The sequence below is a fragment of the Acaryochloris sp. CCMEE 5410 genome (assembly GCF_000238775.2).
Classification (GTDB): Bacteria; Cyanobacteriota; Cyanobacteriia; order Thermosynechococcales; family Thermosynechococcaceae; genus Acaryochloris.
Window position 1 is genome coordinate 3,383,853 of the sequence record NZ_AFEJ02000001.1, and the last position, 24,835, is coordinate 3,408,687.

General features: G+C 47.3%; 22 protein-coding genes, 2 pseudogenes and 1 riboswitch. Of the genes and pseudogenes, 15 read left to right on the forward strand and 9 right to left on the reverse strand.

Going from position 1 to position 24,835, the window contains the following annotated elements; translation table 11 throughout:
* Positions 1-175: 175 nt before the first annotated feature.
* Together ON05_RS15510 and ON05_RS15515 are read left to right on the forward strand one after the other, a co-directional pair.
* A pseudogene (locus ON05_RS15510) lies at positions 176-1,171 on the forward strand (IS630 family transposase).
* A 163-nt stretch (positions 1,172-1,334) separates the two neighbouring features.
* Positions 1,335-1,961 carry an acyltransferase gene (locus tag ON05_RS15515; protein WP_010469406.1) on the forward strand — a complete coding sequence of 209 codons (627 nt, stop codon included), beginning with the start codon at positions 1,335-1,337 and terminating at the stop codon, positions 1,959-1,961.
* On the opposite strand, the gene ON05_RS15520 is transcribed toward ON05_RS15515, so the two are convergent.
* Complete coding sequence (locus ON05_RS15520; protein WP_010469407.1) at positions 1,932-2,798, reverse strand: alpha/beta fold hydrolase; 867 nt, start codon at positions 2,796-2,798, stop codon at positions 1,932-1,934. The two genes, ON05_RS15515 and ON05_RS15520, sit on opposite strands and share 30 nt — an antisense overlap.
* A 101-nt stretch (positions 2,799-2,899) precedes the next feature.
* On the opposite strand from ON05_RS15520, the gene ON05_RS15525 reads away from it, so the two are divergent.
* The gene (locus tag ON05_RS15525) at positions 2,900-3,817 is read left to right on the forward strand and encodes a PRC-barrel domain-containing protein (protein ID WP_010469409.1); all 918 of its coding nucleotides are present in this window, start codon (positions 2,900-2,902) and stop codon (positions 3,815-3,817) included.
* Positions 3,798-4,517, forward strand: coding sequence for a trans-aconitate 2-methyltransferase (locus tag ON05_RS15530; protein ID WP_010469410.1), 720 nt, complete (start codon positions 3,798-3,800; stop codon positions 4,515-4,517). The genes ON05_RS15525 and ON05_RS15530 overlap by 20 nt, the downstream gene beginning before the upstream one ends.
* Before the next feature lie 107 nt (positions 4,518-4,624).
* Here the strand turns inward: ON05_RS15530 and ON05_RS15535 are convergent, their stop codons facing one another.
* The 4 genes and pseudogenes from ON05_RS15535 to ON05_RS15550 form a co-directional block, all read right to left on the reverse strand.
* Positions 4,625-5,278 carry an FkbM family methyltransferase gene (locus ON05_RS15535; RefSeq protein WP_262561832.1) on the reverse strand — a complete coding sequence of 218 codons (654 nt, stop codon included), beginning with the start codon at positions 5,276-5,278 and terminating at the stop codon, positions 4,625-4,627.
* A gap of 35 nt (positions 5,279-5,313) precedes the next feature.
* A pseudogene (locus tag ON05_RS15540) lies at positions 5,314-6,506 on the reverse strand (ISAzo13 family transposase).
* Between the two features lie 296 nt (positions 6,507-6,802).
* Positions 6,803-7,084 (reverse strand): hypothetical protein, encoded by a 282-nt coding sequence (locus ON05_RS15545; protein ID WP_010471765.1) that lies wholly within the window; start codon positions 7,082-7,084, stop codon positions 6,803-6,805.
* A 60-nt stretch (positions 7,085-7,144) separates the two neighbouring features.
* Positions 7,145-7,774 (reverse strand): HupE/UreJ family protein, encoded by a 630-nt coding sequence (locus tag ON05_RS15550; protein WP_010471764.1) that lies wholly within the window; start codon positions 7,772-7,774, stop codon positions 7,145-7,147.
* Between the two features lie 31 nt (positions 7,775-7,805).
* Positions 7,806-8,007: riboswitch (cobalamin riboswitch) on the reverse strand.
* A gap of 143 nt (positions 8,008-8,150) precedes the next feature.
* On the opposite strand from ON05_RS15550, the gene ON05_RS15555 reads away from it, so the two are divergent.
* Together ON05_RS15555 and ON05_RS15560 are read left to right on the forward strand one after the other, a co-directional pair.
* Complete coding sequence (locus ON05_RS15555) at positions 8,151-9,878, forward strand: succinate dehydrogenase/fumarate reductase flavoprotein subunit (protein WP_010471762.1); 1,728 nt, start codon at positions 8,151-8,153, stop codon at positions 9,876-9,878.
* A gap of 478 nt (positions 9,879-10,356) precedes the next feature.
* On the forward strand, positions 10,357-10,824 hold the full coding sequence (locus tag ON05_RS15560) for a type IV pilin-like G/H family protein (protein ID WP_029315106.1): 468 nt from the start codon (positions 10,357-10,359) through the stop codon (positions 10,822-10,824).
* Here the strand turns inward: ON05_RS15560 and ON05_RS15565 are convergent.
* Entirely contained in the window at positions 10,763-11,836 is a 1,074-nt protein-coding gene (locus tag ON05_RS15565) for a hypothetical protein (RefSeq protein ID WP_010471756.1), read from the reverse strand. The genes ON05_RS15560 and ON05_RS15565 overlap by 62 nt on opposite strands.
* A gap of 111 nt (positions 11,837-11,947) precedes the next feature.
* Here ON05_RS15565 and ON05_RS15570 point away from each other — a divergent pair, with 111 nt between their 5' ends.
* The 4 genes from ON05_RS15570 to ON05_RS15585 all read left to right on the forward strand — a co-directional run bounded on the left by ON05_RS15570 (position 11,948) and on the right by ON05_RS15585 (position 14,607).
* A complete protein-coding gene (locus tag ON05_RS15570) occupies positions 11,948-12,589 on the forward strand; it encodes a TetR/AcrR family transcriptional regulator (protein ID WP_010471755.1) in 642 nt (213 codons plus the stop codon).
* Positions 12,590-12,865: 276 nt separating this feature from the next.
* Positions 12,866-13,168 (forward strand): type II toxin-antitoxin system HigB family toxin, encoded by a 303-nt coding sequence (locus ON05_RS15575; RefSeq protein ID WP_010471754.1) that lies wholly within the window; start codon positions 12,866-12,868, stop codon positions 13,166-13,168.
* The gene (locus tag ON05_RS15580) at positions 13,149-13,565 is read left to right on the forward strand and encodes a type II toxin-antitoxin system HigA family antitoxin (RefSeq protein ID WP_010471751.1); all 417 of its coding nucleotides are present in this window, start codon (positions 13,149-13,151) and stop codon (positions 13,563-13,565) included. The genes ON05_RS15575 and ON05_RS15580 overlap by 20 nt, the downstream gene beginning before the upstream one ends.
* Before the next feature lie 139 nt (positions 13,566-13,704).
* Positions 13,705-14,607: an alpha/beta fold hydrolase gene (locus ON05_RS15585; protein ID WP_010471749.1), complete on the forward strand. Its 903-nt coding sequence runs from the start codon at positions 13,705-13,707 to the stop codon at positions 14,605-14,607.
* 296 nt (positions 14,608-14,903) lie between these two features.
* On the opposite strand, the gene ON05_RS15590 is transcribed toward ON05_RS15585, so the two are convergent.
* Complete coding sequence (locus ON05_RS15590) at positions 14,904-16,256, reverse strand: GH1 family beta-glucosidase (protein WP_010471747.1); 1,353 nt, start codon at positions 16,254-16,256, stop codon at positions 14,904-14,906.
* A gap of 222 nt (positions 16,257-16,478) precedes the next feature.
* Here ON05_RS15590 and ON05_RS15595 point away from each other — a divergent pair, with 222 nt between their 5' ends.
* The 5 genes from ON05_RS15595 to ON05_RS15615 all read left to right on the forward strand — a co-directional run bounded on the left by ON05_RS15595 (position 16,479) and on the right by ON05_RS15615 (position 22,471).
* The gene (locus tag ON05_RS15595) at positions 16,479-17,444 is read left to right on the forward strand and encodes a protein kinase domain-containing protein (protein ID WP_010471745.1); all 966 of its coding nucleotides are present in this window, start codon (positions 16,479-16,481) and stop codon (positions 17,442-17,444) included.
* Between the two features lie 212 nt (positions 17,445-17,656).
* Entirely contained in the window at positions 17,657-18,190 is a 534-nt protein-coding gene (locus ON05_RS15600) for a hypothetical protein (protein ID WP_010471743.1), read from the forward strand.
* 782 nt (positions 18,191-18,972) lie between these two features.
* Positions 18,973-21,102, forward strand: a complete 2,130-nt coding sequence (locus ON05_RS15605) for a glycosyltransferase (protein WP_010471741.1) — start codon at positions 18,973-18,975, stop codon at positions 21,100-21,102.
* Between the two features lie 482 nt (positions 21,103-21,584).
* A complete protein-coding gene (locus tag ON05_RS15610; RefSeq protein WP_029315105.1) occupies positions 21,585-21,965 on the forward strand; it encodes a response regulator transcription factor in 381 nt (126 codons plus the stop codon).
* A 17-nt stretch (positions 21,966-21,982) separates the two neighbouring features.
* Positions 21,983-22,471: a CYTH domain-containing protein gene (locus ON05_RS15615; protein WP_010471736.1), complete on the forward strand. Its 489-nt coding sequence runs from the start codon at positions 21,983-21,985 to the stop codon at positions 22,469-22,471.
* Positions 22,472-22,554: 83 nt separating this feature from the next.
* Here ON05_RS15615 and ON05_RS15620 read toward each other — a convergent pair whose 3' ends face one another.
* Both ON05_RS15620 and ON05_RS15625 read right to left on the reverse strand, forming a co-directional pair.
* Positions 22,555-23,388: a prohibitin family protein gene (locus ON05_RS15620; protein WP_010471733.1), complete on the reverse strand. Its 834-nt coding sequence runs from the start codon at positions 23,386-23,388 to the stop codon at positions 22,555-22,557.
* A gap of 30 nt (positions 23,389-23,418) precedes the next feature.
* A complete protein-coding gene (locus tag ON05_RS15625; RefSeq protein ID WP_010471729.1) occupies positions 23,419-24,831 on the reverse strand; it encodes a cell wall metabolism sensor histidine kinase WalK in 1,413 nt (470 codons plus the stop codon).
* Positions 24,832-24,835: the final 4 nt, after the last annotated feature.

A 24,835-nucleotide genomic window follows, 5' to 3' on the forward strand; every position in this document is an offset into this window, starting at 1 on the left:
ATCCACCAACTTCGATAGACCAGTAATTTGTGGGGCTATGTACAGACCAGCAGTCGATACTTATAGTACTTTTTTTTAGTACTATAAGTCAAGTTAAGCAGATGGACAAAATTAATTACATAGAATTTCCAGGTTGTAAACTACCTGAGTCCTCTTTTTTACATCCATTGATTTGATGTCATTAGTCCGTCCTATCTCCACCGAAAGCTTACGCTTATTGCATCGGATTTATCACTGTAGTCGCCATCATCAGGTCAGACAACGCGCCCATTGCCTCATTTTGTCTGCCCAGGGTTGGAGTCCCTACACCTTAGCCTCCCTTTTTAGTGTGAGTCCTAAACCGTGTACAACTGGCTTAAGGCTTGGAATAACCGTGGTTTTGCAGGACTCTATAATCGCCCAGGCCGAGGTCGAAAACCGATGTTTAATCCCGACCAACAACAGCAGATTTATGAGTGGACTCAGGCATCTCCCATCCAACTCAATCGGGTGCTAGCTCAGATTGAACAGCAGTGGTCAGTACGCGTGTCAAAGGCCACCGTTAAACGCGTCTTGAAGCAGATGGACATGAGCTGGCATCGCTTTCGCCAAGGGACATCAGGCCAGCCTTTATATGCCGACTACCTCGAAAAAACAGCAGTTAGAACATCTCAAGAAACAAGAAGAGAAGGGAGACATCCACCTATTCTTTATGGATGAGAGTGGTTTTTCGTTAGTCCCCTGTATTCCCTATGGATGGCAACCCATAGGGACTTATCTGGAAATCCCGACTCGTTCAAGTAAACGCTTGAATGTTCTGGGGTTTTTGAGTCGACGACAAGGGCTATATGCTTATACATCAGAACAGACCATCACCAGTGAGGTTGTCAGTCATTGCATTGATACCTTCTTTGCTGACGTGGAGGTGCCCACCGTCATTGTGATGGATCAAGCCCCTATCCATACGAGCCAAGCAATCTATGAGATGAAGGCAGAGTGGGCCGAACGGGGAATTACCTTGTTTGAGTTGCCAAGCTATTCTCCCCATCTAAATTTGATTGAGCGTCTGTGGCAATTCATGAAATATCAGTGGATTGAAATGAGTGCCTACTGGGGGTGGTCATCTTTGGTCGAATATGTGGAAAGAGTTTTGAAAACCTACAGCGATGATTATGTAATTAATTTTAGCTAAGTGCTTAATAACCTAACGATCTATCGACTGAGTGGTAGTCCAAGCAGCAAATAAGCAGGCAGCCTGTAACCCACTTCACCATTCTTTTACGAGTAAAGGAGTATTCTAAGTGTAGGTGAGGCCGTTTGCTGGAAAAATCGACTGATGAGAAAGCAATATCGCCATGAACCCTTTTTATTCAGGCTATTACACCGAAAATGAGCTGAGAGGCTTTGGTTTCAAATCCGTTGGCCAGAACGTCAAAATAGCCAAAAACTGTACTATCGTTGGCATTGAAAATATCGCGATCGGTGACAATGTCCGCATTGATGCCTATTGTTCCATCTTTGCCCATCAGGAAGGCTGGGTTACCTTAGGCTCCTTTATTCATATTGGCGGCTATTGTCTACTATCTGCTGGAGACGGTATTCGCATGGATGACTTTAGCGGACTCTCTCAAGGGGTTCATCTTTATAGCAGAACCGATGACTATACAGGCAAATTCTTAACCAATCCCACCGTCCCCAAGAAATACACCGGCATTATAGGAGGAACCGTCGCCCTGGGCCGACATGCCATTATTGGTTCCAGTTCCGTTATTCTGCCCAATGTTCAGATTGGCGATGGCACCGCCGTGGGAGCCCTGTCTTTAGTCACCAAAAGCTTAGATCCTTGGGGCGTGTATTTTGGTAGCCCTGCCAAAAAACTGAAAAACAGATCGAAACGGCTACTGACCTTAGAAACAAAGTTAACGGCAGAACTGGCAAAGCCCACCAATAGCTTACCCATCTCCCTCTCGGCCATTGGCTAAAGGATGCAGCCGCAGAAACTCAATAACAGCGGGGTTAAAAAGCTCCGCCTCGACCAAGAACGGCCAATGGTTTCCGGGTAGCCGTTCGACTTGAAGCTGGTTGAGATAGGTCTGATAGGTTTTTAAGTTGCTGGCTCGGCGATTAATCCCTTGCTCTGGTTGTACCAACAGAGTGGGAATATCGATAGGCGCGGTTAAACCAGAGACAGCAACGGATTCCTGAAAGATCTCATTCCGGGCAGGCACCGTAAACTTACTGCCCCAACTGCCATCGGCTTTTTGTTCAATTCCCTCAGCAAACACTTGTTGCTGCAAAGGACTCCAGCCTTGAAACTGGTTGAGGGTTTGCGCTTTTGCTTCCGCCACTGCGTAGCTCGGGAACGGCCCCATGCCTTGTAAAAAGGGCAACACCTTATAGAGCAACGGAAATGTAAAATTCACGAATCCCGGCATTTTGTTGATGTAAAACGGATCCACCAACACCATGCTGGCTAACCGTTGCGGTGCAGCAGTGGCCCAAATCGGTAGGAGTTTAGCGGTCCAGGAATGAGCAATTCCGTGAACCTGAGACCAGCCCAAGTGATCTAACAGCGCTTCCAGGTCACCGATTAAGTCGGTAAACGTATATCCTTGCGTCGGTTTGTCACTCTCTCCATGGCCCCGCATATCTAAGGCCACCAGATGATAGCGATGGCCTAATGCGATCGCAAGATCAGACCACACCCGGGCATGATCTCCCAAACCATGGAGCAGCAGCACAGGCTCAGGGCCTGTAAACCATTCCAAGTAGGAGAGTTGAATATGGGGGAGGGTTAAAGTCTTCCGAATGGGTTCCATAGCCTCAATCATCCCTAAGAATGGGGGGCTTTGTCTATCGGTCAAAGAGGACGAACCTCCTACGCTACACTAAAAAGCGTAAGCGGAATATTGAGGAGCCAATGGCTGACGCTGCCAAGATTATGCGCCATAGCCAATTGTTAAATCGATTGGTGATTGACCGCGACACGACGGAAGAATTGGGCCGGATCGATGTGGTCTGGATGCATCCCCCAGCCCATCGGGTCATGGGGTTTATCTGCAAACCTGGTTTTATGACCAAGCAGCGCTATGCCTTTAACCTCAAGCAGCTCTATCGGATTGGCCCGGAAAGTATTTTGGTCTCTTCTGGTGCTGCCGAAACCAATGTCAAAGAAGTGGCCTTGCTAGAAACCCTGATTGGCCTGGAGCTATGGACCGATGCCGGGGAACGGTTAGGCCGGATTATTGATTGTCTTTTTGATCGGCAAACGGGCAATATCACCCACTATTTATTTAAATCTGGGGGTTGGCGAGGCTTCACCAGCGGGGTGTATCAACTCCCCCCTCGGGCGGTGATGAGCTTTGGCCGCAAAAAAGTTCTGGTTACGGCTAAGGTCAGTGCAAACTTGAAGGTATTCCAAGAAGGATTAGAAGATCGACTGGTACAGGTCAGCGATCTCATTAAGTCGGGCTACACCCAAGAACTTGATTCCCTCACCTCCCGCGCCCAAAAGCTGACCCAACAGGCAGAAGAACGACTCCAGAAACTAGCTGAACAAGCCAATGAACAGGTGGAAGCCTTTGGCCAAGCCGAGGAGGAAGAAGACTTCGGCCAACAGCTCCAGGAAAAATCCCAGAAGCTGATGCAGCAGGCTAAACAAAAAGGTCGAGCCCTATGGGAGCGAGTTGAAGATGGTGCTTTTAACCTGACGGAAGAGCTGGCTAACCCGGAAGAATCCCGTCCTGCATCCCGTCCAAATGTGGAAGCGATTACCCAGGAAGATGTCATTAAAAATATTCCCATCGAGGACTTAGAAGATGACGAACCCTGGATCTGAGGCCAGTGCCCTGCTCACCCGGATACCCGAACCGGAGTTAATGGATGATGATGACCAGGCTCGGGCCTATGCAGAAGCAGACTTCGCAGAGCCGCACAATCATTTTGTTCAGCTCCTGCAAGAGACCTTGCCTGAATTACCAGAGACGGGCACGGCTCTAGACTTAGGCTGCGGTCCTGGGGATATTACCCTACGCTTTGCCCGCGCTTTTCCAGCCTGGTTGGTGGAGGGATGGGATGCGTCAGAGGCGATGCTGAACTATGGTTATCAGGCCATAGCCGCCGCCAAACTCCAAGACCGCATCACCCTGAAAAAAGTATACGTACCTCAAAGCGATACGGCTAGCGATACCAAAAGTGATACGGTATCGTTCCCCCTGATTTTTTCCAATAGTTTGCTCCACCATTTAGCTGATCCAATGGCCCTTTGGACGGAGGTCAAACAGCAATCTGGGCCGGGAACTGCGGTCTTTATTATGGATTTAATGCGCCCCGTAAAGCGAGAAACCGCAAGGGATTTCGTCGATCTCTATGCCCAGGGCGAACCCGAGGTGCTACGACGAGATTTCTTTAATTCACTGTTAGCAGCCTATCGGGTGGATGAGGTACAAGATCAGCTGGCTCAAGCCGGGTTAGAACAATTACAGGTGCGTTCGGTTAGCGATCGCCATCTTATTATTTGGGGACACATTGCCGAGTAAACGTGAGATGCTTGGCATTGATTACCTCCCAGCCCCCTCAACTCAAACCTCGATGTGACCTACATTCTGCATCTTGAGAGGAACACTAGGCCCAGCATAATCAAGACTTATTTCAAAGCGTAAATACAGTGAATATTGGTACCGATTAACTCCACCTCTTGCTCCACATGGACTTGCTTAAAGCCATGGCTGTAGAGAATTTGAGTCAATACAGAGATGCGATCGCTAATATCGTGCACCTCAATAATGATCTGCTTAATTTTTTCCCAATCCCTATCTTCAATGCCATGAATAACATCAAGCTCCGATTTCTCTACATCAATTTTCAATAAATCAATGGCAGATATATTTAACTCAGCCATGAGTTCAGAGACCGTCTTCAACTGACAAGTCACCTGCTTAAAATCGAATGCTTTTTTAGCCATGTGAGACAAGACAAAATTCAAGACTTGGCCTGGCATTTTGTTCAGAAGTTTCAAGAACAATGGAGCATTCTTAGGTAAATAATTGAGGGTACGGATAAAAGCACGCTTAATCATCCTCTGTTCTGCACCATCATAAGGATAGATAGAAGAGAGAGCAGAGCCACCAGAAGAGTAAGAAAATTCCGCTACTTTATTGGCATCCGATAAGCCGAATGGCAGAGTATAGATCTTCTGAGTACTCAAACTTTGAACATTGAGGTCTAAAATTTCATAGGTCTCTGGAATAGGTTCAAAAGCATAAACACTAATATCTTCCCCCAATAAATCATGAAGCATGATCGTAAGGGATCTACAAATAAATAAGGTACCCATCAATTGGGCACAATCTTGATATCCCATTTGGGTAACGCTTCAGAACATAGCCATTGTTGTTTGTAGGCTTCTAGCTCATCTGAGGGCACAGTAATGTTCTTTTCATAGGTGCCCTCAATCAAATGAACCAAAGGCTTCAATCCATTCCAGGTCATATTCGATGCCCACTGGACAGCCGTATCAATGGAGTTGAGGATAGTGCCATTCCAATATTGTTCCAAGGCTGCCCAACATCGCTCAATCGGATTGTATTTGCTGTGATAGGGCGGATAGTAAATCAGATGAACCGATAATCGTGTCATTTGGACAAACTCAACCATACGCTTGATAAATTGTGTGCGGTTACTGCGCACTGCAGAGCCGCCATCAAGGTTAATTTCTAATCCCTCTATCTGAGGATAGTTATCGTGATGTTCGCGCCACCAAGCCTCTAAACAATCAACAATAAAATCAGTAGTTTCAGCAGACTGACCAAAGTAAATTGACAGTTGCCCTGCGAGCACATCGAGAATCCCGAAGGGTACCAAAATAGCGTCCCAATGGTCATCATGGTCATTGGCTTTTGTCGCGTCTAGGGTACGAGCTTTGCCGCCACGAGAGAGGTTGCCAATTTTAACTTTGGCTTTGCTATCAATCGAGATGCGCAATAGGTTGGGGGCCGCATCGGCAGCATAATTGGCTTGAGCGATATTTGCGAAAATCGCATCGGTTTGCGGCAGTTTTTCAGGGGTTTAACTTTTTGGGTTTTTAAGCGATAACCCATTCGATTCAATAGATTGCCGATGGTTTGACGGGTTGGTAATGCCTCATCGCTGTAGCCTTTCTCCTCAATCAATGCCTCACGCACGGCCCTGGCACTGATACGGGTGTAGTACAACGTTGATTTGAACTTCGGATCAGCTTGGGCTTCACCATCAACTAAATCCCGAATGTCAGTTGCTAAATGGGGTAGTTTCGTTTCGCTAAGCTGACGACCTCGGGCTTGATAGTTGTCAACGCATCTAATGCCAGTCCGTCGTTCATCAAGGCCCAGTTGAACACTGGTACGTCTCCAACCTAAATGACGCTCAGCTTTGCGGGCAGAGCCGTCCAGGTAGTCTTCAGCCACTTTTGCCATGAATGCTCGCTTGTGTGGGCCTGTCAGTTTCTTGGCGGCATCTCGAAACGTCTCTTTTATAGGGGCATCTAGCATCAGATATCCTCAAAACAATCGGTCAATCATGTATTGACTTGTTTCTTAGATTCGCAGGTACTTTATTTCTTGGCAAGTCCCTAAATAGGCCAATATTTGCACCCACATCAAATATCAGATCACCTTCCTTCACGGTAATACCATGCTTTAAATACTCAGAAACATGAAGGTATAGGATATAGGCTTCATTTTTATCAAAACAATAGACCTGGCGATTGTTGGGAAGTGTTGTAGATTTCATTTTGCTGAATCTTTGAGTCAGGGCACAAATATGCGGGTGCCCCCTTCGCACTTTATTAGTTTACGAAGACAAGGGCATATAGCGAGAAGATAGCTGAACCACCATAAAATGCCATAGCAATCCAGTAACAGGTTGGCTCTTGATGACGGTGTTTTTTATGAGCCCACTTACCAAACTCGAACGTCCGCCGTCCACCGCGCACCCAAACAGAACCCGAAGTAAATCCATCCCACAGTAAATAGCTTGTCGAAAGCAGCAACACGGCAAATAGAATTTTCTCCACTATGACTTCTTGCTCCTCAACAACCAAGAATGCCGTTGCATAGTGCAACGGCATTCCTATATTGCCCAATCAACCTGGGCACTGATTTAGTTTTCAGGCATCAAACATCTGCTGTTAAGCAACACACAGATAAACACCCAAGCTGGTAACAAATCCGCCCATAAACAATTGCGCAAGACGAGCATGGCGCTGAAACATTTGCTGGCAAAACAGACCTAGCCCAATACCGCTCAAATGGAGCAGGGCAGTAGCCACCACAAACCCCAACCCATAGGACAGACCTGACGCCGAGGCTGGCATCTCTGCACCGTGAGCATAACCATGGAGCAGTGCAAATAACGCCACAATGGCAGCACTCTGGCCTATGGGTAGACGAATGGCAGCTGTAATCAATACCCCTAGCATCAGCACAGAAGAAGCAATGCCTTGTTCAGCAAAGGGAATGGCTAATCCGGTGGTGCCAATAAAGCCACCCACAATCATGACCGACACAAACGTTAACGGAACAGCCCATAAAGCTCGGCGCTCCATCTGAGTCGCCCATAGCCCCACGGCGACCATCGCCGCAAAGTGATCTAACCCCCCAATGGGATGGGTAAAACCATGTACAAATCCCGCACCATGACTGCCATCAAAATGGGCTTGGGCGCTGACAGGCACCAGCACAATTGCTAGTAACAGCGCTGGCAGCAGGAGTTGCGATAATCGAATGCTTTTACTCGTCCATCGCAGCGAACGAACCATCTTATTCACAATCTGTACCTCGCAGATATGTTGTAGAAAAGAATGCAATCAAGGGTATTCTGGCTTGTGGTTGAGCAGTATCCTTGGCCAGGGCATTTGGCACTTTTATATGGCTAAACACCTTGCAACAGACCTGCACAAACAACTTACAGTTGCGGGACAGCGTCGGGATTACACCGAACTTTCCCCAGTTGTTTGTCAGCCTGCAATGACAGATTTATGCCAGGCTTGACAACAACCTGATGGGTTGCAAATAGCCCTCCAATTCATTGATTGTGAGGTGAGTATATCACTATTACAAAACCCTGTAGCTAAGGATTCATAAAGAATATGTGCGATAGATTTGGAACGTATTCGAAGCTGTAAAGAAACTGCCATGTTAGAGCATGATGTTGTAATCGTTGGGGGTGGTTTAGCAGGGTGCCGTGCTGCCCTAGAAATTGCTCGAAAAGCCCCCGAACTCAATGTGGCAATGATTGCCAAAACCCATCCGATCCGCTCCCACTCCGTTGCGGCCCAAGGGGGCATTGCCGCCACCCTCAAAAATGTGGATGACCAAGATAGTTGGGAAGCCCATGCCTTCGATACCGTCAAAGGCTCCGATTACCTAGCCGATCAAGACGCCGTCGCTCTCCTCACCCAAGAAGCCCCAGATGTTGTGATTGATCTAGAACATCTAGGGGTTTTGTTTTCTCGCCTAGACGATGGCCGCATCGCCCAGCGGGCCTTTGGCGGTCACAGCCACAATCGCACCTGTTACGCCGCTGACAAAACCGGCCATGCCATTCTGCACGAGCTGTACAACAATATTCGTCGCTACGGCATCACCATTTACGACGAATGGTACGTGATGCGGCTGATCCTCGAAGACAACCGGGCTAAAGGCGTGGTGATGTATCACCTCCTAGACGGCGAGCTACAGGTTCTACGGGCCAAGGCTGTCATGTTTGCCACGGGCGGCTATGGTCGGGTCTTTAACACCACTTCCAATGACTTTGCGTCTACGGGGGATGGGTTATCGATGACCGCCCTGGCGGGGTTGCCCCTGGAGGATATGGAGTTTGTTCAGTTCCATCCCACCGGCTTATACCCCGCAGGCGTTTTAATTTCCGAAGCCGTGCGAGGAGAAGGCGCTTATCTGATCAATAGTGAAGGGGATCGGTTTATGGCCACTTATGCCCCTAACAAAATGGAGCTGGCCCCCCGCGATATTACCTCTAGGGCCATCACCACAGAAATCCGTCAGGGGCGGGGTCTCAATCTCGATGGCAGTGCAGGTGGCCCCTTTGTCTACTTAGATTTGCGACATATGGGACGGGAGAAAATTATGAGCCGCGTCCCTTTTTGTTGGGAAGAATCTCACCGTCTAGCAGGGGTTGATGCGGTTACTGAGCCGATCCCCGTACGGCCAACTGCCCACTATTCCATGGGGGGGATTCCCGTGAATACGGATGGGCGGGTTCGCAATAGTGCCGATGGCTTGGTGGATAACTTTTTTGCAGCCGGGGAATGTGCCTGTGTGTCGGTGCATGGTGCGAATCGGTTAGGCAGCAATTCTTTATTGGAATGCGTGGTGTATGGTCGACGCACTGGGAGTGCGATCGCAACCTATGTCCAAGATCAATCTCTACCTAGGGTGGATGAAAAGCAGTATCTTCAAGAAGCCCAACAGCAGATCAAAGCATTGTTAGCTCAATCTGGAGATATCCGCATTCACGATATTCGCCAGCAGGTCCAAGATTGCTTAAGTCAACATTGTGGTGTTTTTCGCACCGCCGATATCATCCAAGCAGGCTTAGAACAGCTCCAAACCTATAAACAGCAGTATCCAAACATTCGCCTCGATGACAAAGACACCCTTTGGAATACTGAAATTATCGAGGCCCTGGAATTACGCAACTTAATGGTCGTCGGGGAAGTGATTATGACCGGTGCCCTACAACGTAAAGAAAGCCGGGGTGCCCATTCTCGTGAAGATTTCCCTACCCGCAACGATGATCAATTTTTGCAACATACCCTAGCCTATTTTTCTACAGCCGGGATTGAGCTAAAATACATGCCCGTCAATTTAAACCAATTTGAGCCTCAAGAGAGAAAATACTGATTTATATCCGCAAAAGTATCTTGTTATTCGCTTCGATATTACCCATCATCATTTTTACTTGCGAATTGTTCTTCTCAATAGCTTTATCTTTAATCTCTTTTAGCTGATCTTTGGCCACAGAAAAATGGGTCACAAATTGTTGTGTTCTTGTCCGTATATTTACGGACAGCTCGCCCGAATCTCAATGTTAGGTTGAGCACAGTAACACTGTTATTTAGAGGGTTTGAAGCTTGCGTTATCTCTTTTCTCGCCCGCCAACATAGTTGTATCGTTGTCCAGATTGTTAACAACTGATGGTGTATCCATGTTGTTGACAGTAGCTGCCAGCAGCCATTTTTTATCCCCATGAAGTTTGTGATTAGCAAACTATATGGGGCTTAGTTTTTATGCGACTTAACTCAAAGCGTTGCATGACCCATTTCTTGGACTATGTTGCCCCGCCTTGAGTTGCGTCTGATCATCCCTTTCTACCAGCACCATGTTTTCGCTTATCCCTAGCTATTACAGACTCCGGCAATACCCCGAGAACGGTTTGACCCTTTTAGAGCTACTGGTCAGTGTTGTGATTGTGGGTATTCTGTCTGCTGTAGCTGTGCCATCCATGTTTCAGCAATCCCTGAAAGCACGACAAGCTGCTGCTAAAAGCTATATTGGCTCAGTCAATCGAGCCCAGCAAACCTACCGGTTAGAATTTCCAGTGTTTGCGAATAGTATGGCCAATCTCGAAATTGATTTGCCCCTTGCATCGGATCAATATACCTTTCAATTTGGCATTACAAACTCTACGCTGGGAGAATTTCAAGCCATCCCCAATAACAATGATTTAGATGCGATCACAGGCTGTGTATTTGCGACGATTGTTGTGGGATCTTCTGCAACCACTACTAGCTCGATGCTAGAACAGTCTGGGGTAGGGGGAGCACCTGCAGTCCCACCGTCCTGTTGAGATCTAGCGTTTCAATATTGTAATCATCTCGGATGGTCAGGATCGGTTGTTCAAGGAGTTCCGAGAAAGACCAATCGGGACTGAATAAGTCCTGACGAACAGCCGTTCCTTGTACAAATGCTTGGATGACTAAGCTAGGGATGAAATTGTTTTGGCTCGGGTCTAAAATGCCAAGGGTTGTGAATTCTAAACCCAGGTGGAAATCCAACACGACTTCTAGCAACAGCTCAAACCCAAATTGACTACCACTCATACCCGCCTCAAAACCGGCCACCACAATTTCACCCACGGGGCTAGTATCAATACCGGATAACACATGAATCAGATCATGAGGCACCAAGATATCGCTAAAGCTTTTCTTTTCGCCAGGTAAGGGAAAGTTGAGATCGCGATAGTACTGATACAGAGCTTTTCCCAACGTGCCTGCGGGTAACTCCCCTAAAGCTTGATACTGCTGGGCCGTCTTCGGATCACCGATGTATTGATGCATGGCACTAACAATACATCCCAGTTTTTGCCACCACCTGCCGGGTAAAAGTTTGACAAGCGATCGCACAGAGTAATCCCACAGCAACCCTCGCAACTGTCCTTTATGCACCTGTTTTAGACTTTTCAATGTGTGGGGCTGATGTGAACAAGCCTGGGCAAACTGCTGCACTAACTCCACTTCAGCCGTTTCCACCTGCATCGATAGGTAGGGCATCAGAATTAGAAATTGCAGAGCCAGTTCTTGATGTCTACCTATTAATTCACGGCCCATTACCTCTGGACTAATAATAGGTAGGTTCTCAATCGACCCTTGCCATTGGAGCAGATGATCTTGAATTGCCTGCATCATGTCTTTAGCTAAAGGATGCATTGGCCGTTGACCCTGAAGCGTGGCAACGGTTTTTAGACTGGATAGCAGTGTGACGGACTGGTGCTCATTCCAAGCCATTCCCTGAAAGTAAGGTTGACTGGGCACTGGAGTAGTCTCAGTAATAGGGCTGACGGGCGTAGCGATGGTCGACATAGTTGAAACCCTAGTGACGATATATTTATATTGACCGACTGGTCGGTCAAATGTCAAGTAGAAAGATGAAAGCCCTACAGTAAACGACGCAGGAACCGCTATGATGACGCCATGAGCCCTAAAATTGTTGACCGAGAAGCTAAACGCCAAGCGATTCTGGCCGCTGCGATCGCAGTCTTCGCCGAGAAAGGGTATCACGCTACCAAAATGGCCGACATTGCCCACAAAGCTGAGATGGGCAAAGGCACCCTTTATGAGTATTTCCGCACCAAGGAAGAACTTCCCAAAAGCATTTTTGGCCTGATGCTCGAAGCATTCGATCAGGAAATTGCGCAACTAGAGCAAGCTCATACTGATCCTGTGGAAGCAATCATGGCCGGAATTCAACTCTGTTTTCAGGATCTAGATGAATTTGCTTATGTCACTCCCTTAGTCTTCGAAATTCTAGGCAATAAAGATCTGGATCGGTCGATTGGGTTAAGTGAGGACTTTAAACAATGGCTGGAGAGCATCAATCAGTTCTTTATTGCTCAGATTCAAGCCGGTCAAGCCCAAGGGCAAATCTCGTCAAAGCTCTCTGCCCCCATTTTTGCCCGCATGCTGGTCAGCATCTTAGATGGGATGGCAACCCATTATTGTATGTTTCACTTTCAACCCGACTTTTTTTCCGCTCAAGTCAACGTCCTAGAGGATATGGTTCGTTCTTACATTAAAAACTTGAGAACTGACACCAGCACAAAGGTGTCTACCTAGCGTTTGTCCAAGCCCCAACTGAATACCTCTGTTCCGTTGACGCTATGGTCCCAATTCAAGTCTTCACACCGAGCTTATTCCCAATTGCAGCTAGAAGACTGGCTGAGAGAACCTTCTGTTGATTAGTACCTGGCTAGGCTATCGATTTGTTTACACGCCTAATTTTTATTGTGTCAGAGTCAAACCCCAGTCAACTTATCAATATGATAAGATAGTCTGTGACTGACCACAAAAAATAAATAGCCACCATGCACAACTACAATCCCATCAACATTGATGCGTATAATTTCCGACTCTCGCCTCCGAGCAGCCTCTGCAAAATACCCTAATGCCCAGCCCAGTGTCAGAGCATGGATCAAGATTACAAAATTTGCTAATTGGCACAGCCTTGACGATACTCGTCAGACTTTTCCGAGTGCGGATCTAGTCGGTAACTTGACCGTCTTTAACATCGCCGGGAATAACTATCGACTCATCACTCTCATTGACTATCGACAACGCAAAGTATTTATCCGTCACTTTTTAACTCATGCCGAATACGACAAAGGCAGATGGCAAGATGATTCTTGGAACCAATAATGCCGCTACCTACGAAAGCTTGATACAAGAATTTATACCCCGACCTATTCACAACGACCAACAGCTTGAAGCTGTTCAAATGAGAATTGACGCCCTAATAGATTTAGAACGTGAACTCACCCCCGATGAAACGGACTATCTAGATCTTTTAGGCACCCTCGTCTGGGAATATGAGCAATCTTTAGAAGCGCTTCCCGATATCTACGGGGTGGAGTTACTGAAAGTTCTAGTTGAGGACAGAGGACTCAGACAAAAAGATCTAGTGCCTATCTTTAAAGCTGAATCGATCATCTCAGATATTTTTAAGGGACGTAGACAGCTAACAACAAGACATATACAAGAATTAGCAGCCTATTTTTCCGTGTCTCCCGCAGTATTTTTCCCTCTAACTCCTTAAAGCAAATGCTATGGCAGCTAGGGATGATCTGGAAAAAACGAAACCTTGAGTGGATGAATTCTATAAAACAAGAACACCACTGACCAAAGAACAGCTTATTATGAAGGAACATTAAGACAACCGTTTTCATTAGTTTGCCATGACCACTCAGGTACCCATCAGTCCACCCCTTGACATCAAAACTTGGATTTGGCAAGGTCATCAGATCAAATACACCGTCAAAGGCACCGGACAGCCGATGGTTTTGATTCATGGCTTTGGTGCTTGTATTGGTCACTGGCGCAAAAATATTCCGGAGCTCGCCGAAGCCGGATATCAGGTCTGGAGCTTAGATCTACTGGGGTTTGGCGACTCTGATATGCCCGCCATCGATTACTCCCTAGAAGTCTGGCAAGACCTATTCAAAGACTTTTGGGAAGAATTTATCCAACAGCCCGCCGTTTGGGTGGGAAACTCCATTGGCGGGTTGTTGGTATTGATGATGTTGGCCGACCATCCCCAAATGTGCACCAGTGGTGTATTGCTCAACTCCGCTGGCAGTATGAATATTCGGCGAGAAGAGGCGATTCTGCCCCTACGAGTTGTAATGGGGCCGATGCGGATGATGATGCGCTCCAAACTGTTCGGGCCATTCTTCTTCAATCAAGTCCGAGGTAAGCGAGCGATTCGCAACTCCCTGTCCCAGATCTATGGCAACAAAGAAGCCATTACGGATGAATTGGTAGAGATGCTGCATAATCCATCCTGTCGAGAAGAAGCCTGCCATGTCTTTCTGTCTGTTTTAACTGGGCCTCCCGGACCTCGTCCAACTGAGTTACTGCCTCGAATTAAGCAACCTCTCCTCTTGCTGTGGGGTGAAGATGATCCTTGGGCTGCCCTGCGCACAGCGAAGGTCTATCGGGATTTGAGTGCCGATCCCAATGCCGAGCCTAAAGTCACCTTTGAAATTATTGCCAAAACTGGCCATTGCCCCCATGACGAGCGTCCAGAAATCATCAATCCGATGATTATTAAGTGGCTAAAGAATCTGCAGGCAACTTAGGACTGAAAAGTAATTAATACCGAGATTTCCGCCGTCTCTTTCAGCGATCTGCGTTTGCATCCGCCCCCTAAATCCCCCATTCTGGGGGACTTTGAGGCCATATCTAGGCTGAATATAGAAATTGGAATCTCTGGGGTTGTTGAGGTTCAACTCTGTTGCAGAACTTGTGGGGGATAATCAGGCAAGTCCCCCACTGGTGGGGGATTTAGGGGGCCATCAGTGGCTTTAAGGCTATGGAAGATAGGGGATGGAGCTGCATTCAGCAATAATTTCCGGTGTTCTTTAGTTCGTTACCCTTAGAGCATCTGGCCATTACTGGCAATCACATCTTTGTACCAATACGCAGAGTCTTTGAGCGTTCGTTGTTGAGTCTCATAGTCCACGTAAATCAGGCCAAATCGCTTGTCATAGCCAAAGGCCCACTCGAAGTTATCCATAATCGACCAGAGGAAATAGCCTCGGGCTTCAATACCATCTTTGATGGCTCGACTATAGGCTTGCAGGTATCGAGCCAGGAAATCGATGCGTTGGGGATCATGGACTTGGCCATCTTGATGAACCCAGTCGCAGTTCGCCATGCCATTTTCTGTAATCACAATAGGCAGTTGATACCGCTCATAGATAAACCGAGGTCCCCAATAGAGAGCCTCTGGAGTGACTGGCCAATCCATGGTGGTTCGGGGTCCGCCGGGTGGATGAGCGATAGTGGTTACACGGCCATCTGACTCCGCTCGAACCGTCTGACCTTGGTAAATATTCAGGCCATAGAAATCTAGAGGTTGGCAAATCGTCTCCAGATCACCGGGTTGAATGTTGGGCATAATCTGATGAAACCGAGCCATGCCATCTTCGGGATAATGCCCCAGGATCAACGGATCGGCAAACCAAGTATTGTTCCAGCAGTGCTTACCGCTGACGGCCAAGGTGCTGGCTCGGGCCGCAGCAATATCGTCTGGATGGTCGGTGGCGGGTATGGAGACAATCCCTACTAACGCCGTGCCAATTTGGGGCGGACGTTTGGCCTGGGTTCGAATCACCTGAACGGCTTTCCCATGGGCCAGCAAGGAATGATGAATGGCCGTCAAAACTTCCCTAAAACTGAGTTTGAGCCCAGGGGCATGCTCTCCCGTTTGATGCCCCAAGCCAATAAAACATTGGGGTTCATTGTGGGGCATCCAGTGAGTGACGCGGTCCGACAGCCGATCCACCACCACTTGGGTATATTCTGCAAACCAATCCGCACTGTCCCGATTCAGCCAACCGCCCTGCTCGAACAAGGCTTGAGGATAGTCCCAGTGAAAGAGGGTCACCCAGGGTTCGATCTGGTGTTCGAGTAGGGTATCAATGATGCGATCGCAATACTCCAATCCCTTCTCATTCACCTGCCCAATCCCATCAGGCAAAATGCGTGGCCATGGCAAAGACAGCCGATAAGCCTGCAGACCGATATCCGCCATCAACTGAATATCTTCTGCATAGCGATGGTAATGATCACAAGCAACCTCTCCCGTATGCCCCCCAGCCACTTTATGGGGTTGGCGACACATCACATCCCAAACTGAAAGGCCCTTGCCATCGGCCTCAGCGCCTCCCTCAATTTGATAACTTGCAGCCGCAGCCCCCCAGACAAACCGATCAGGAAATGGCATCTTTATCGCTTCCTATTGCAACGGACCAGATTCAGCATAGACCACTCTTGTTTGCGGTATGTTGCAGCCCCACGGCCAGAGCGATCCCGTGAAACTCTTTATCCTGAAAGCATTAGAGGCATCTTTGTGATTAGATTCAGGTGATTTCTGTGAGATGTGTCACTGAGTAACCCCAATGGAACTGGCATTGTCTAGTCATAGATGTTCTGGGGAATACCCAAGATGGTTAGCACTTGTATCGCACCAACACCAACTTTACTCAATAATCGCTACCAGATTGTTCGCATCCTTGAGGACGGGCCCTGGAGTATTGCCTGGTTGGCTGAGGATACACAGCTTCCTTCTCGTCGGCAATGCGTTATCCGCCAGGTCAAGCCCCTGACCGCAGATGCAGACATTCAAAAACAGCTTTGCGATCGCATTCAAGCAGAAATCGAAACCTGGCAAAAGCTAGGCGGCATCCATGACCAAATTCCTTGGTTATCCAGTTTTGCCGATAGCACTGGCCAAGTCTATCTCATGGAAGAATGGGTACCAGGCCTCACCCTCACCCAAACCGTGCAAGCACAAGGCGCATTAGACGAAGCGACTGTTCAACAGATCATGACCAAGCTTCTGTCTTTGGTCGATTATCTACACCAAAATCAAATCGTCCACTGTACCTTGGAACCCAACAATATTGTGTTGCGACAAGACGACAACAAGCCTGTCCTGCAGTATGGCGGCATGTTAAATCAGGTCATTGCCAACACATTTCTGGACAATAACATTCGGCCCACCCCTTGGATAGCCACGTCTGGCTTCTTACCCCATGAGCAGGTCATCCTCGACCAGCACTACTACTCCAGCAACCTTTACAGTTTGGGTCTGATTGGCATTTATTTGTTGACCGGGCAAGATCCCTACGATCTGTTTAACCTCAACACCGGGTCCTGTGATTGGAATACCCAAACCTTAGACCCAGATTCAGCCTTTGCCGCCATTTTGAACAAGGCCATTGCTCGATTCCCAGGAGAGCGCTTCCTCACCGCTCGACAAATGATGCAGGCTTTGGCAGCACCCGGGCAATTCGTCCAACAATCTCTCTCGGTTCACTCCACGCTAGTGGAGCAAATGGGAGCCTATTTAGATTCATGCCTCCTGAGTCTAAATCCCTCTGAGCCACCCCTTAATTCCTATTCGGGATAGTCAAGTCTCTCCTCCGAACATCTTAAGTTTGCTTTGGGTGATACCCATCACGTTAACAGCGTGATAGCTCTCAGTCGTGGTCAGTGATGATTCTCATCGCTGACCTTTTGTATATCTGGGATTCTAAACATATCCCCCAAGAGGAAGAGCCAAGGGTTTGCGACTAGGGTTCACTTCCCAAATGAGGGTATTGATGACTGAGAGAAAATGAAATGGTTAGCAATTTCCTAAACAAAAACACTCCCGCCGCTAAAATCGCTTGGCAACTCCAACAAAGCGGCGAAGCCCTGAGATCAACATGGGTAAACTCAACCCAAACAGTGCCAGCAGCCTCCCCCAATCGCAATCAGGCCAAAGTTGCACCAGATGTTCGTTCTTCACTCTTCCAAACCTTAAGCACCCCTGCCGATACGCCTTCTTTAGGAGAGCTGATCGCCCTTTCTTGCCACCGTCTAGTCTCCTATATTCAGCTGTCTCGCTTTCTGCCCATCTATGTTAAGCAAGCTTGGATTCGGCAAATTAGAGTGATTGATTTACACCGCTGGCAAGCCGGATTAGCCATTGTCGAAGAACTGTATTTCGATCACCGCTGTGCCCAGACCGACTACCGTCCTGGCCATGACATCTTTGGTGACAACCTCAACCAAGACCAGGATTTCAATGCCGAGATGACTTGCATTGAGCACGAACTCAACACGATTGAAATGATCCTTAAATATGCTGAAGCCTCGGCGGAGGATCTCTAATACTTCAATGACTACAAACGGAATCTACCACTCAAGATTGCTGTGAAAGAAAAGCCCACAGATCGGTATGAATTCCTCTTTTTATTCAGTCTAGCGATCTTGTTCGGAGCGGTTGCCTTGCCGACCATGGGTGGGATCTGGACCTTGCCTGAGTGACTAACCCTGGCACTGGCTCCAGTGGGTTGAGTCCTCTACATTGCCATAGACGCAACATTGACCACCCTCTACCAAAAGAAAGGGACCGTCCTCCCTTTCCCCAGATTTGTTTTGGGTAGCATCGATGCTGAGATGGCTCCAGTTGCTATTGAGCTAGAAGATTGATTGGGTTGAAATTCTTGCTCAACAGTCGTCTCTGTCTTGTATGCACCACCATAACGAAAGAGTACAACCTTAGACTCCAACCATCTCCATAAACTGCACTAGCCCCCAGCCATCAACCACTTGCTGCAAGTTTGATCAGTTAATTATGCATCCAAGGTTCACACAACACCCAAATCACCCTTCTTCCTAGTCAAGAAACACTCCCATTAACAGCTCACAGCTCTACTGATATGGACTATATATTAGCTTTAGATTTTACAGGAAAAAATATAAGCAAGATATAAGACACTAAGTTGTCTATTTTGATTATTCTTGGGGAATTATAGTCAAACATCCGAATTATTGTCTAAAATTGCGATTATTTTCTACACTAACGCCGACAATGATTCATTAACAACACCCGGCAATTATGGCTGTACCCCATGCAATATCCCTCTATTAAAGGACTAGGGAGCTAGTGAATGCGAGCCGTAGCCAACTACCTACGATCGCGACCAACAGACTATAGAGTTACTTGTAGTAAATATTTTCTAGTATTCCTTACGTTAGGGTTCATTGCCTACGATTTCACGCAAATTGTCCCCAAGATTGGATCCCTATCTCGCACAATTTTACCCGCTTTACCGATCTGTTCTTCACTATTGATTTTAGGGGCCTTAAGAATTTTTCTACCCCAACGTCCACCCAAATGGATTCAAGGGTTATTAGTTGTTGTATTATTTTTTGTGCAAGCCAGGTACCTTCTATGGCGAGCAACTCATACTCTTGTTTTGAGGGGGCTAGAGGGTGTTTTGTGCATTGGCCTCTTTGCTTATGAGCTGCTCAGCATTCTGAATAGCTGGACGAATAATACTTTAATCTTGCGGTCACCCAACCGCAGTAGCGAAGCCGATCAATATAGTCAGTGGGTGCAAAAAACCTATAAGCCCAGCGTCGATATTTTAATCCCCACTTATAACGAATCTTCCAAAATGTTGGAGCGCACGCTGATTGGTTGTAAATCTCTAAAATATCCTAAACAACAGAAACACATTTGGTTATTGGATGATGGCCAGCGGCCCGATATTCAAGCCCTCGCTCAAAAATGGGACTGCAATTACCTGACTCGGCCGATTAACGACCATGCTAAGGCAGGCAACCTCAATCATGCGTTACAGCATGTCACTAGTGACATTGTGGTTGTTTTTGATGCTGACTTTGTCCCCCTCAATCACTTTTTAGAACGAACCATTGGTTTTTTCAAAGCAGACGATAATTTGTCCATGGTCGTCACCCCCCAAAAGTTCTACAATCCAGACCCACCTCAAAAGAATCTAGGCGGTCAGTTTATTACGGATGAACAAACTGATTTTTACCAAGTGATTCAGCCTGCACGTGATTCTGTCAACGCCGTGGTGTGTTCAGGTAGCTCCGTGCTATATCGACGTCAACATTTAGATGCCATTGGCGGTATTCCTCTGGATACCATTGTTGAGGACTATGCAACAGGCATTTTAATGCAGGCTCAGGGCTATAAAACCGTCTATTTAAACGAACTACTGAGTGTCGGGTGTGCCGCCAACAATATTAATGAATATCTCAAACAACGGATGCGTTGGGCTGAAGGCACCTTAAGGATGGTGATTAGCCAACATAATCCGCTGCGGTTGCCGGGTCTCACCTTTATGCAGCGGTTTACCTATGCTTTCGGCACATTGTATTGGCTAGAAGAGACGCTGAAAACTTTAAGCTTTTTGGCCCCTCTTTTCTACCTGTTCTTTGGGTTCAAAAGCATTGACATCACCTTAGGGGAAGCCAGTACCTATACCTTTTATAACTATTCCCTATCTATTATTGTGATGAGCTGGATGCGAAGCAGTGTCCTGTTATTGATTATCTATAACCTATTGCAAGGGTTCCATATTTTCAAAGTGGTATTGAAAATATTTTTATATTCTCAAATCTCCGATCCCTTCCACGTCACCAATAAACAATTAGATGGTTTTGGTATCAGGTTCAATTTTCATAGTTTGGCGCATCTTTTTGTCCTCTTCGGACTAACGCTCTTAGCGATGATAACTGGCTTATTCCACCACACGAGCGATGACCTGTACATTATCAATCTTATTTGGGCCCAAGTGAATCTGATCTTTTTGGCAACAGCGCTGATTGCTGGCGTCAGTGCCGATCATGATCGGGGCCATCCTCGCGTCTTTTCGGATGAGGTTTGCCAGATCACTACTCCAACCGGACAGACCGTGATGGGACAATTTATAGATATTTCGGAAGCAGGATGTCGCTTTAAGACCAACCACCCGACGGCCCTAAGCCTCTTTGAAACAGTTGAATTAGCCGTTCCCCGGACAAGCTTACGCATGATGGCTGAGATCCGTAACCAACAGAAAAACGGCATGGTGTACGGCTGCATGTTTAAAGAGGTCGATGCAGTCACCCTCTGGAAAATTGTTAACTTTACCTATTGCAATCCCCAGAACTGGAAACTACCTCGACTTCCAACTGAGTGGGATACGATCCGTGCGATCTCATCGGGCTTATATGGCCTTTATCCTTTTCGTAACCTTAAGCGATCCTGTAAAGTCAAGCCACGCTAAAAGCCATCACCACAGTTACCGAGTCAACAGTCCTGACCCATAAAATTAAATGCACCTAAACCGTCATTCGGGAGCGACACCTGTGTACTATTGAGATCGGACGGATCAATTACGATCTAAGTGTTTCCCCTGATTTGCTTGAGACACATCATGAATTATGCTTGTGCCTAGGTAAGCAGGAGTCTTGTTCTTACTTCGTTTAAGATAAAGATTGCACCTAAAAAAGGTGGATTTAGACTATTTGAATAACTCACGTTGTCTATAGATCTAGTCCAATCAAGGTAAAGATACTCTTGATCAATTTCCTGGTACCCATTTTAGTTTTGGCCCGCTCAACTCAGAGCCCAAGATAATGGCACCTTGTTGATTTAAAGCGAAATTCTCGTAAAAATACGGAGTATTCAAAGTTAGCTAGAGCGTCTTAACAGGGAATCCTTGAATGAAGAGCTGTGGGTCTCATGGAGGTAAAAGGGAAGAGAGACATGACAACAGTAATGGTAGTTGATGACAGCCCCACCATGCGTGCCATGCTAACGGATATGTTACAGCGCAATGGTTTAGAGGTCATTGAAGCTGAAGATGGTCTAGCAGCTAAAACAATGCTGCAAGACAGTAGCTATCCAGACTTGGTAATCACAGATATCGTGATGCCTCGCATGAACGGCTATGAATTGTGCCGCTGGGTCAAAAATGACCTGTCAGACCGAAACTTACCCGTCATTATGTGCTCTACCAAGGGTGAAGCATTTGATCGACATTGGGGGATGAAGCAAGGGGGAGATGCTTACATCACCAAACCCTTTAACCCCTCAGAAATGCTCGATTTGATTCGTAAGCTGCTCAAGACCCGGGCCGAGTCCTAGGGGTTGAGTTAGCCACTATGGGCATTGAGATCGAGCGTAAGTTTCTCGTTGCAGGAGAAGCATGGCGATTCATGGGACAGAGTATCCCTCTTGTTCAAGGATATTTAGCCGGAAGTGATCAGGCCACCGTCAGGGTTCGTATTGCTGGAGACACCGCTTTTCTCACCGTTAAAGGAAGAGTCAAAAACCTAACGAGACAAGAGTTTGAATATGAGATCCCAGTGGCTGATGCTGAAGCCATGATGGATCTCTGCCAGCCAAGAGTTGTTGAAAAAACTCGCTACAAGATTCCGATAGAAAACCTCATTTGGGAGGTTGATGAGTTTGCTGGCACTAATCAAGGATTAGTCCTGGCTGAAGTAGAGCTAACCTCTCCTGAACAGTTTGTGAACTTACCCAGTTGGATCGGCCTAGAAGTATCGGATGATCCACGATATTTCAATTCATACCTAGCTGCCCATCCCTATTCAACTTGGCCTCATGGATCAAGCGCTCATCCAGAATAAGACGACTGGCATTATTGATGACATCAGCCCTCATGTCTAAGGCATGAGGGCTGATTGCTGTACATGTGTCTAAAGGCTGGGTTTTATCCCTTACTATCCCCATTGAGGTTCAAGAGAAATGGCATCTGCCCACCATCTTTGCCACTGCCACTAATCAAAACACGAGGCATTTGGGATCCGCCCTGTCTCCAGGCTTCAATCGCTTCTTTTTCTAGCACCAACTTACCCCCTTGATCTTTCAAGGTTTCAGCTAATAACCGTTGGGCTTCGGCCTTTCCCTTAGCACGGTTCACTTCAGCCAGGGCTTCTTGCTCAGCCTCCCGAGCTACATAAACCGCTCGCTGTGCGCGTTGCTCAGCAATTTGTTTCTCTTCAACGGCCTGAGCAAATTCTGGGGAAAAGTCTAGATCTACAACGCTAGTATCCAAAACGATAATGCCGTATTTTTCCAGTCGCTTACTCAAAGCGTCATCAAAATCAGATTTCAGGACTTCCCGTTGGGTAATCGCTTCTTCGACGGTGCGACGAGAGGCAGCAATCTTAAAAGACTCCTGAGTCTGGGGTGCAATGATTTTAGAAACAATATTTTGGAGCGACCCCTGCTTCCGTCTGACTTCTACCACTTCCGTTGCATCGAGTCGGAAGTTAATGGCAAAGCGGGCGGTAAGGTCTTGTAGGTCTTTAGTCGAACTCTGGGCGGGAACTTCAAATTTTTGAACCGTTAAATCATAAACATCAACTCTGGAAATAAAGGGAGCTTTGACATGGATCCCTTCCAAGAGCGCTCCATCCCGTGCTTTTCCCAAAATACTGAGCACGCCAGCTTGACCGGGATTGATAATCACAACAGAACTGAGGCCCAACAGAACCAACAACGCAATGATAATTCCGAGATTTGCTGGATTCCAATCCTTCATGCTTAAGCCTTTTTGGTAATCTTGCCTTTCTCAGGGTAGCTGATTTATCTCTTCCGAGGGCGCGGATTTAACGTCAATCTTTCTAGAGAGCTGCTGGGGTAGGGTCACTGTGAAGAGAGTCCCCTGCTGCAATCTACTGCTAACGCTCATTTGGCCTTGGTGATTGTGGCAAATCGCTTGTGCGATCGCAAGCCCCAATCCCGTCCCCATCACTTTGCCAGAAGAAACAGGTTGCTGAGTCGCCGATATTAACGACCGCTGTCGAGCCGGATCCGCTCGGTAAAACCGATCAAACACATGGGGAATTGCCTCCGCCGGGATGCCTAGCCCCTCATCTTCAACCATCGCTTTTAGGTAAGGTATGCCTTGTCGAAGAGACTGTTTGAGCGTCACCCTAACTCTGCCCTCTGCAGGGGTGTATTGAATTCCATTACTCACCAAATTGGTAAACAACCGGACCAACTGATCGTAATCTCCAATTACCGAAAAGGGCTCTTCACTAGGGACCATTTCTGCCCCTGTCTCTTCTAAATGCAAATGTAGATGAACCCCCTTACTCGTCGCTAAAGCCCGTTGGTCTTCTACCACTTCCATCAACACAGCATCTAACGGACAAGGTTGATAGTCAATCTCGAGCATGCCACTGTCTTGGCGGGCTAAAAACAACAAGTCATCCACCAAGCGCCCCAGGCGCTGAGTCAGCCGCTCAATCACTTCCAGCTGCTGCCGTTGCTCAGGCATCTCCAGTTCCGGATCCGCTAAAGCCACTTGCACATTCGTTTGGATCAATGCGATCGGATTTCGCAACTCATGGGAGGCATCCGCTGTAAACTGCTTCAGATGCTGGTAAGAGTCTTGAATCGGTTCAATAGCTAACCCTGAGAGGAACCAACCTGTCGTCGCCACTAACCCGACTAACAAACTCGTCCCTAAGCTCAGGTCAATAAACAATTGACGAGCAGGTTTTGTCACTTCAAACCAGGGATGGCTCACCCTCAAATAGCCCAGCACATTACCATTCAACATGACCCGCTGGGTGAGCTGCCGCAACAAGTAATCGTCTGCGATTTCAACCGTTTCGCCACGGTAGCCCAAACGAATGGGAACCTCTAATACTTCAGATAGAGTTGACCATAGCAAATCACCCTCCGCACTAAACCATTCCAAGTCAATTCGGTCATCATCCACCGCATCCGGTGGATCGCCAAAGCTCGCTTCTAAATTGACAATAAACGGAGAGTCTAGAGGGGAAAGATCAGCATTACTCGCTTCAACGACGAGCGAACGCTGGACCACCTCAACCACATGGCTCAACGTATCATCCACCCGCTCAATCAGGGTGCCTCGCACATACAGATAAAAGCCGCTAGCAAAAACCAGCAGCAAAATTGCAGTGACTCCTGTATACCAGAGTGCTAATCGCCGTCGAGTTGTTTGGAACATGCCG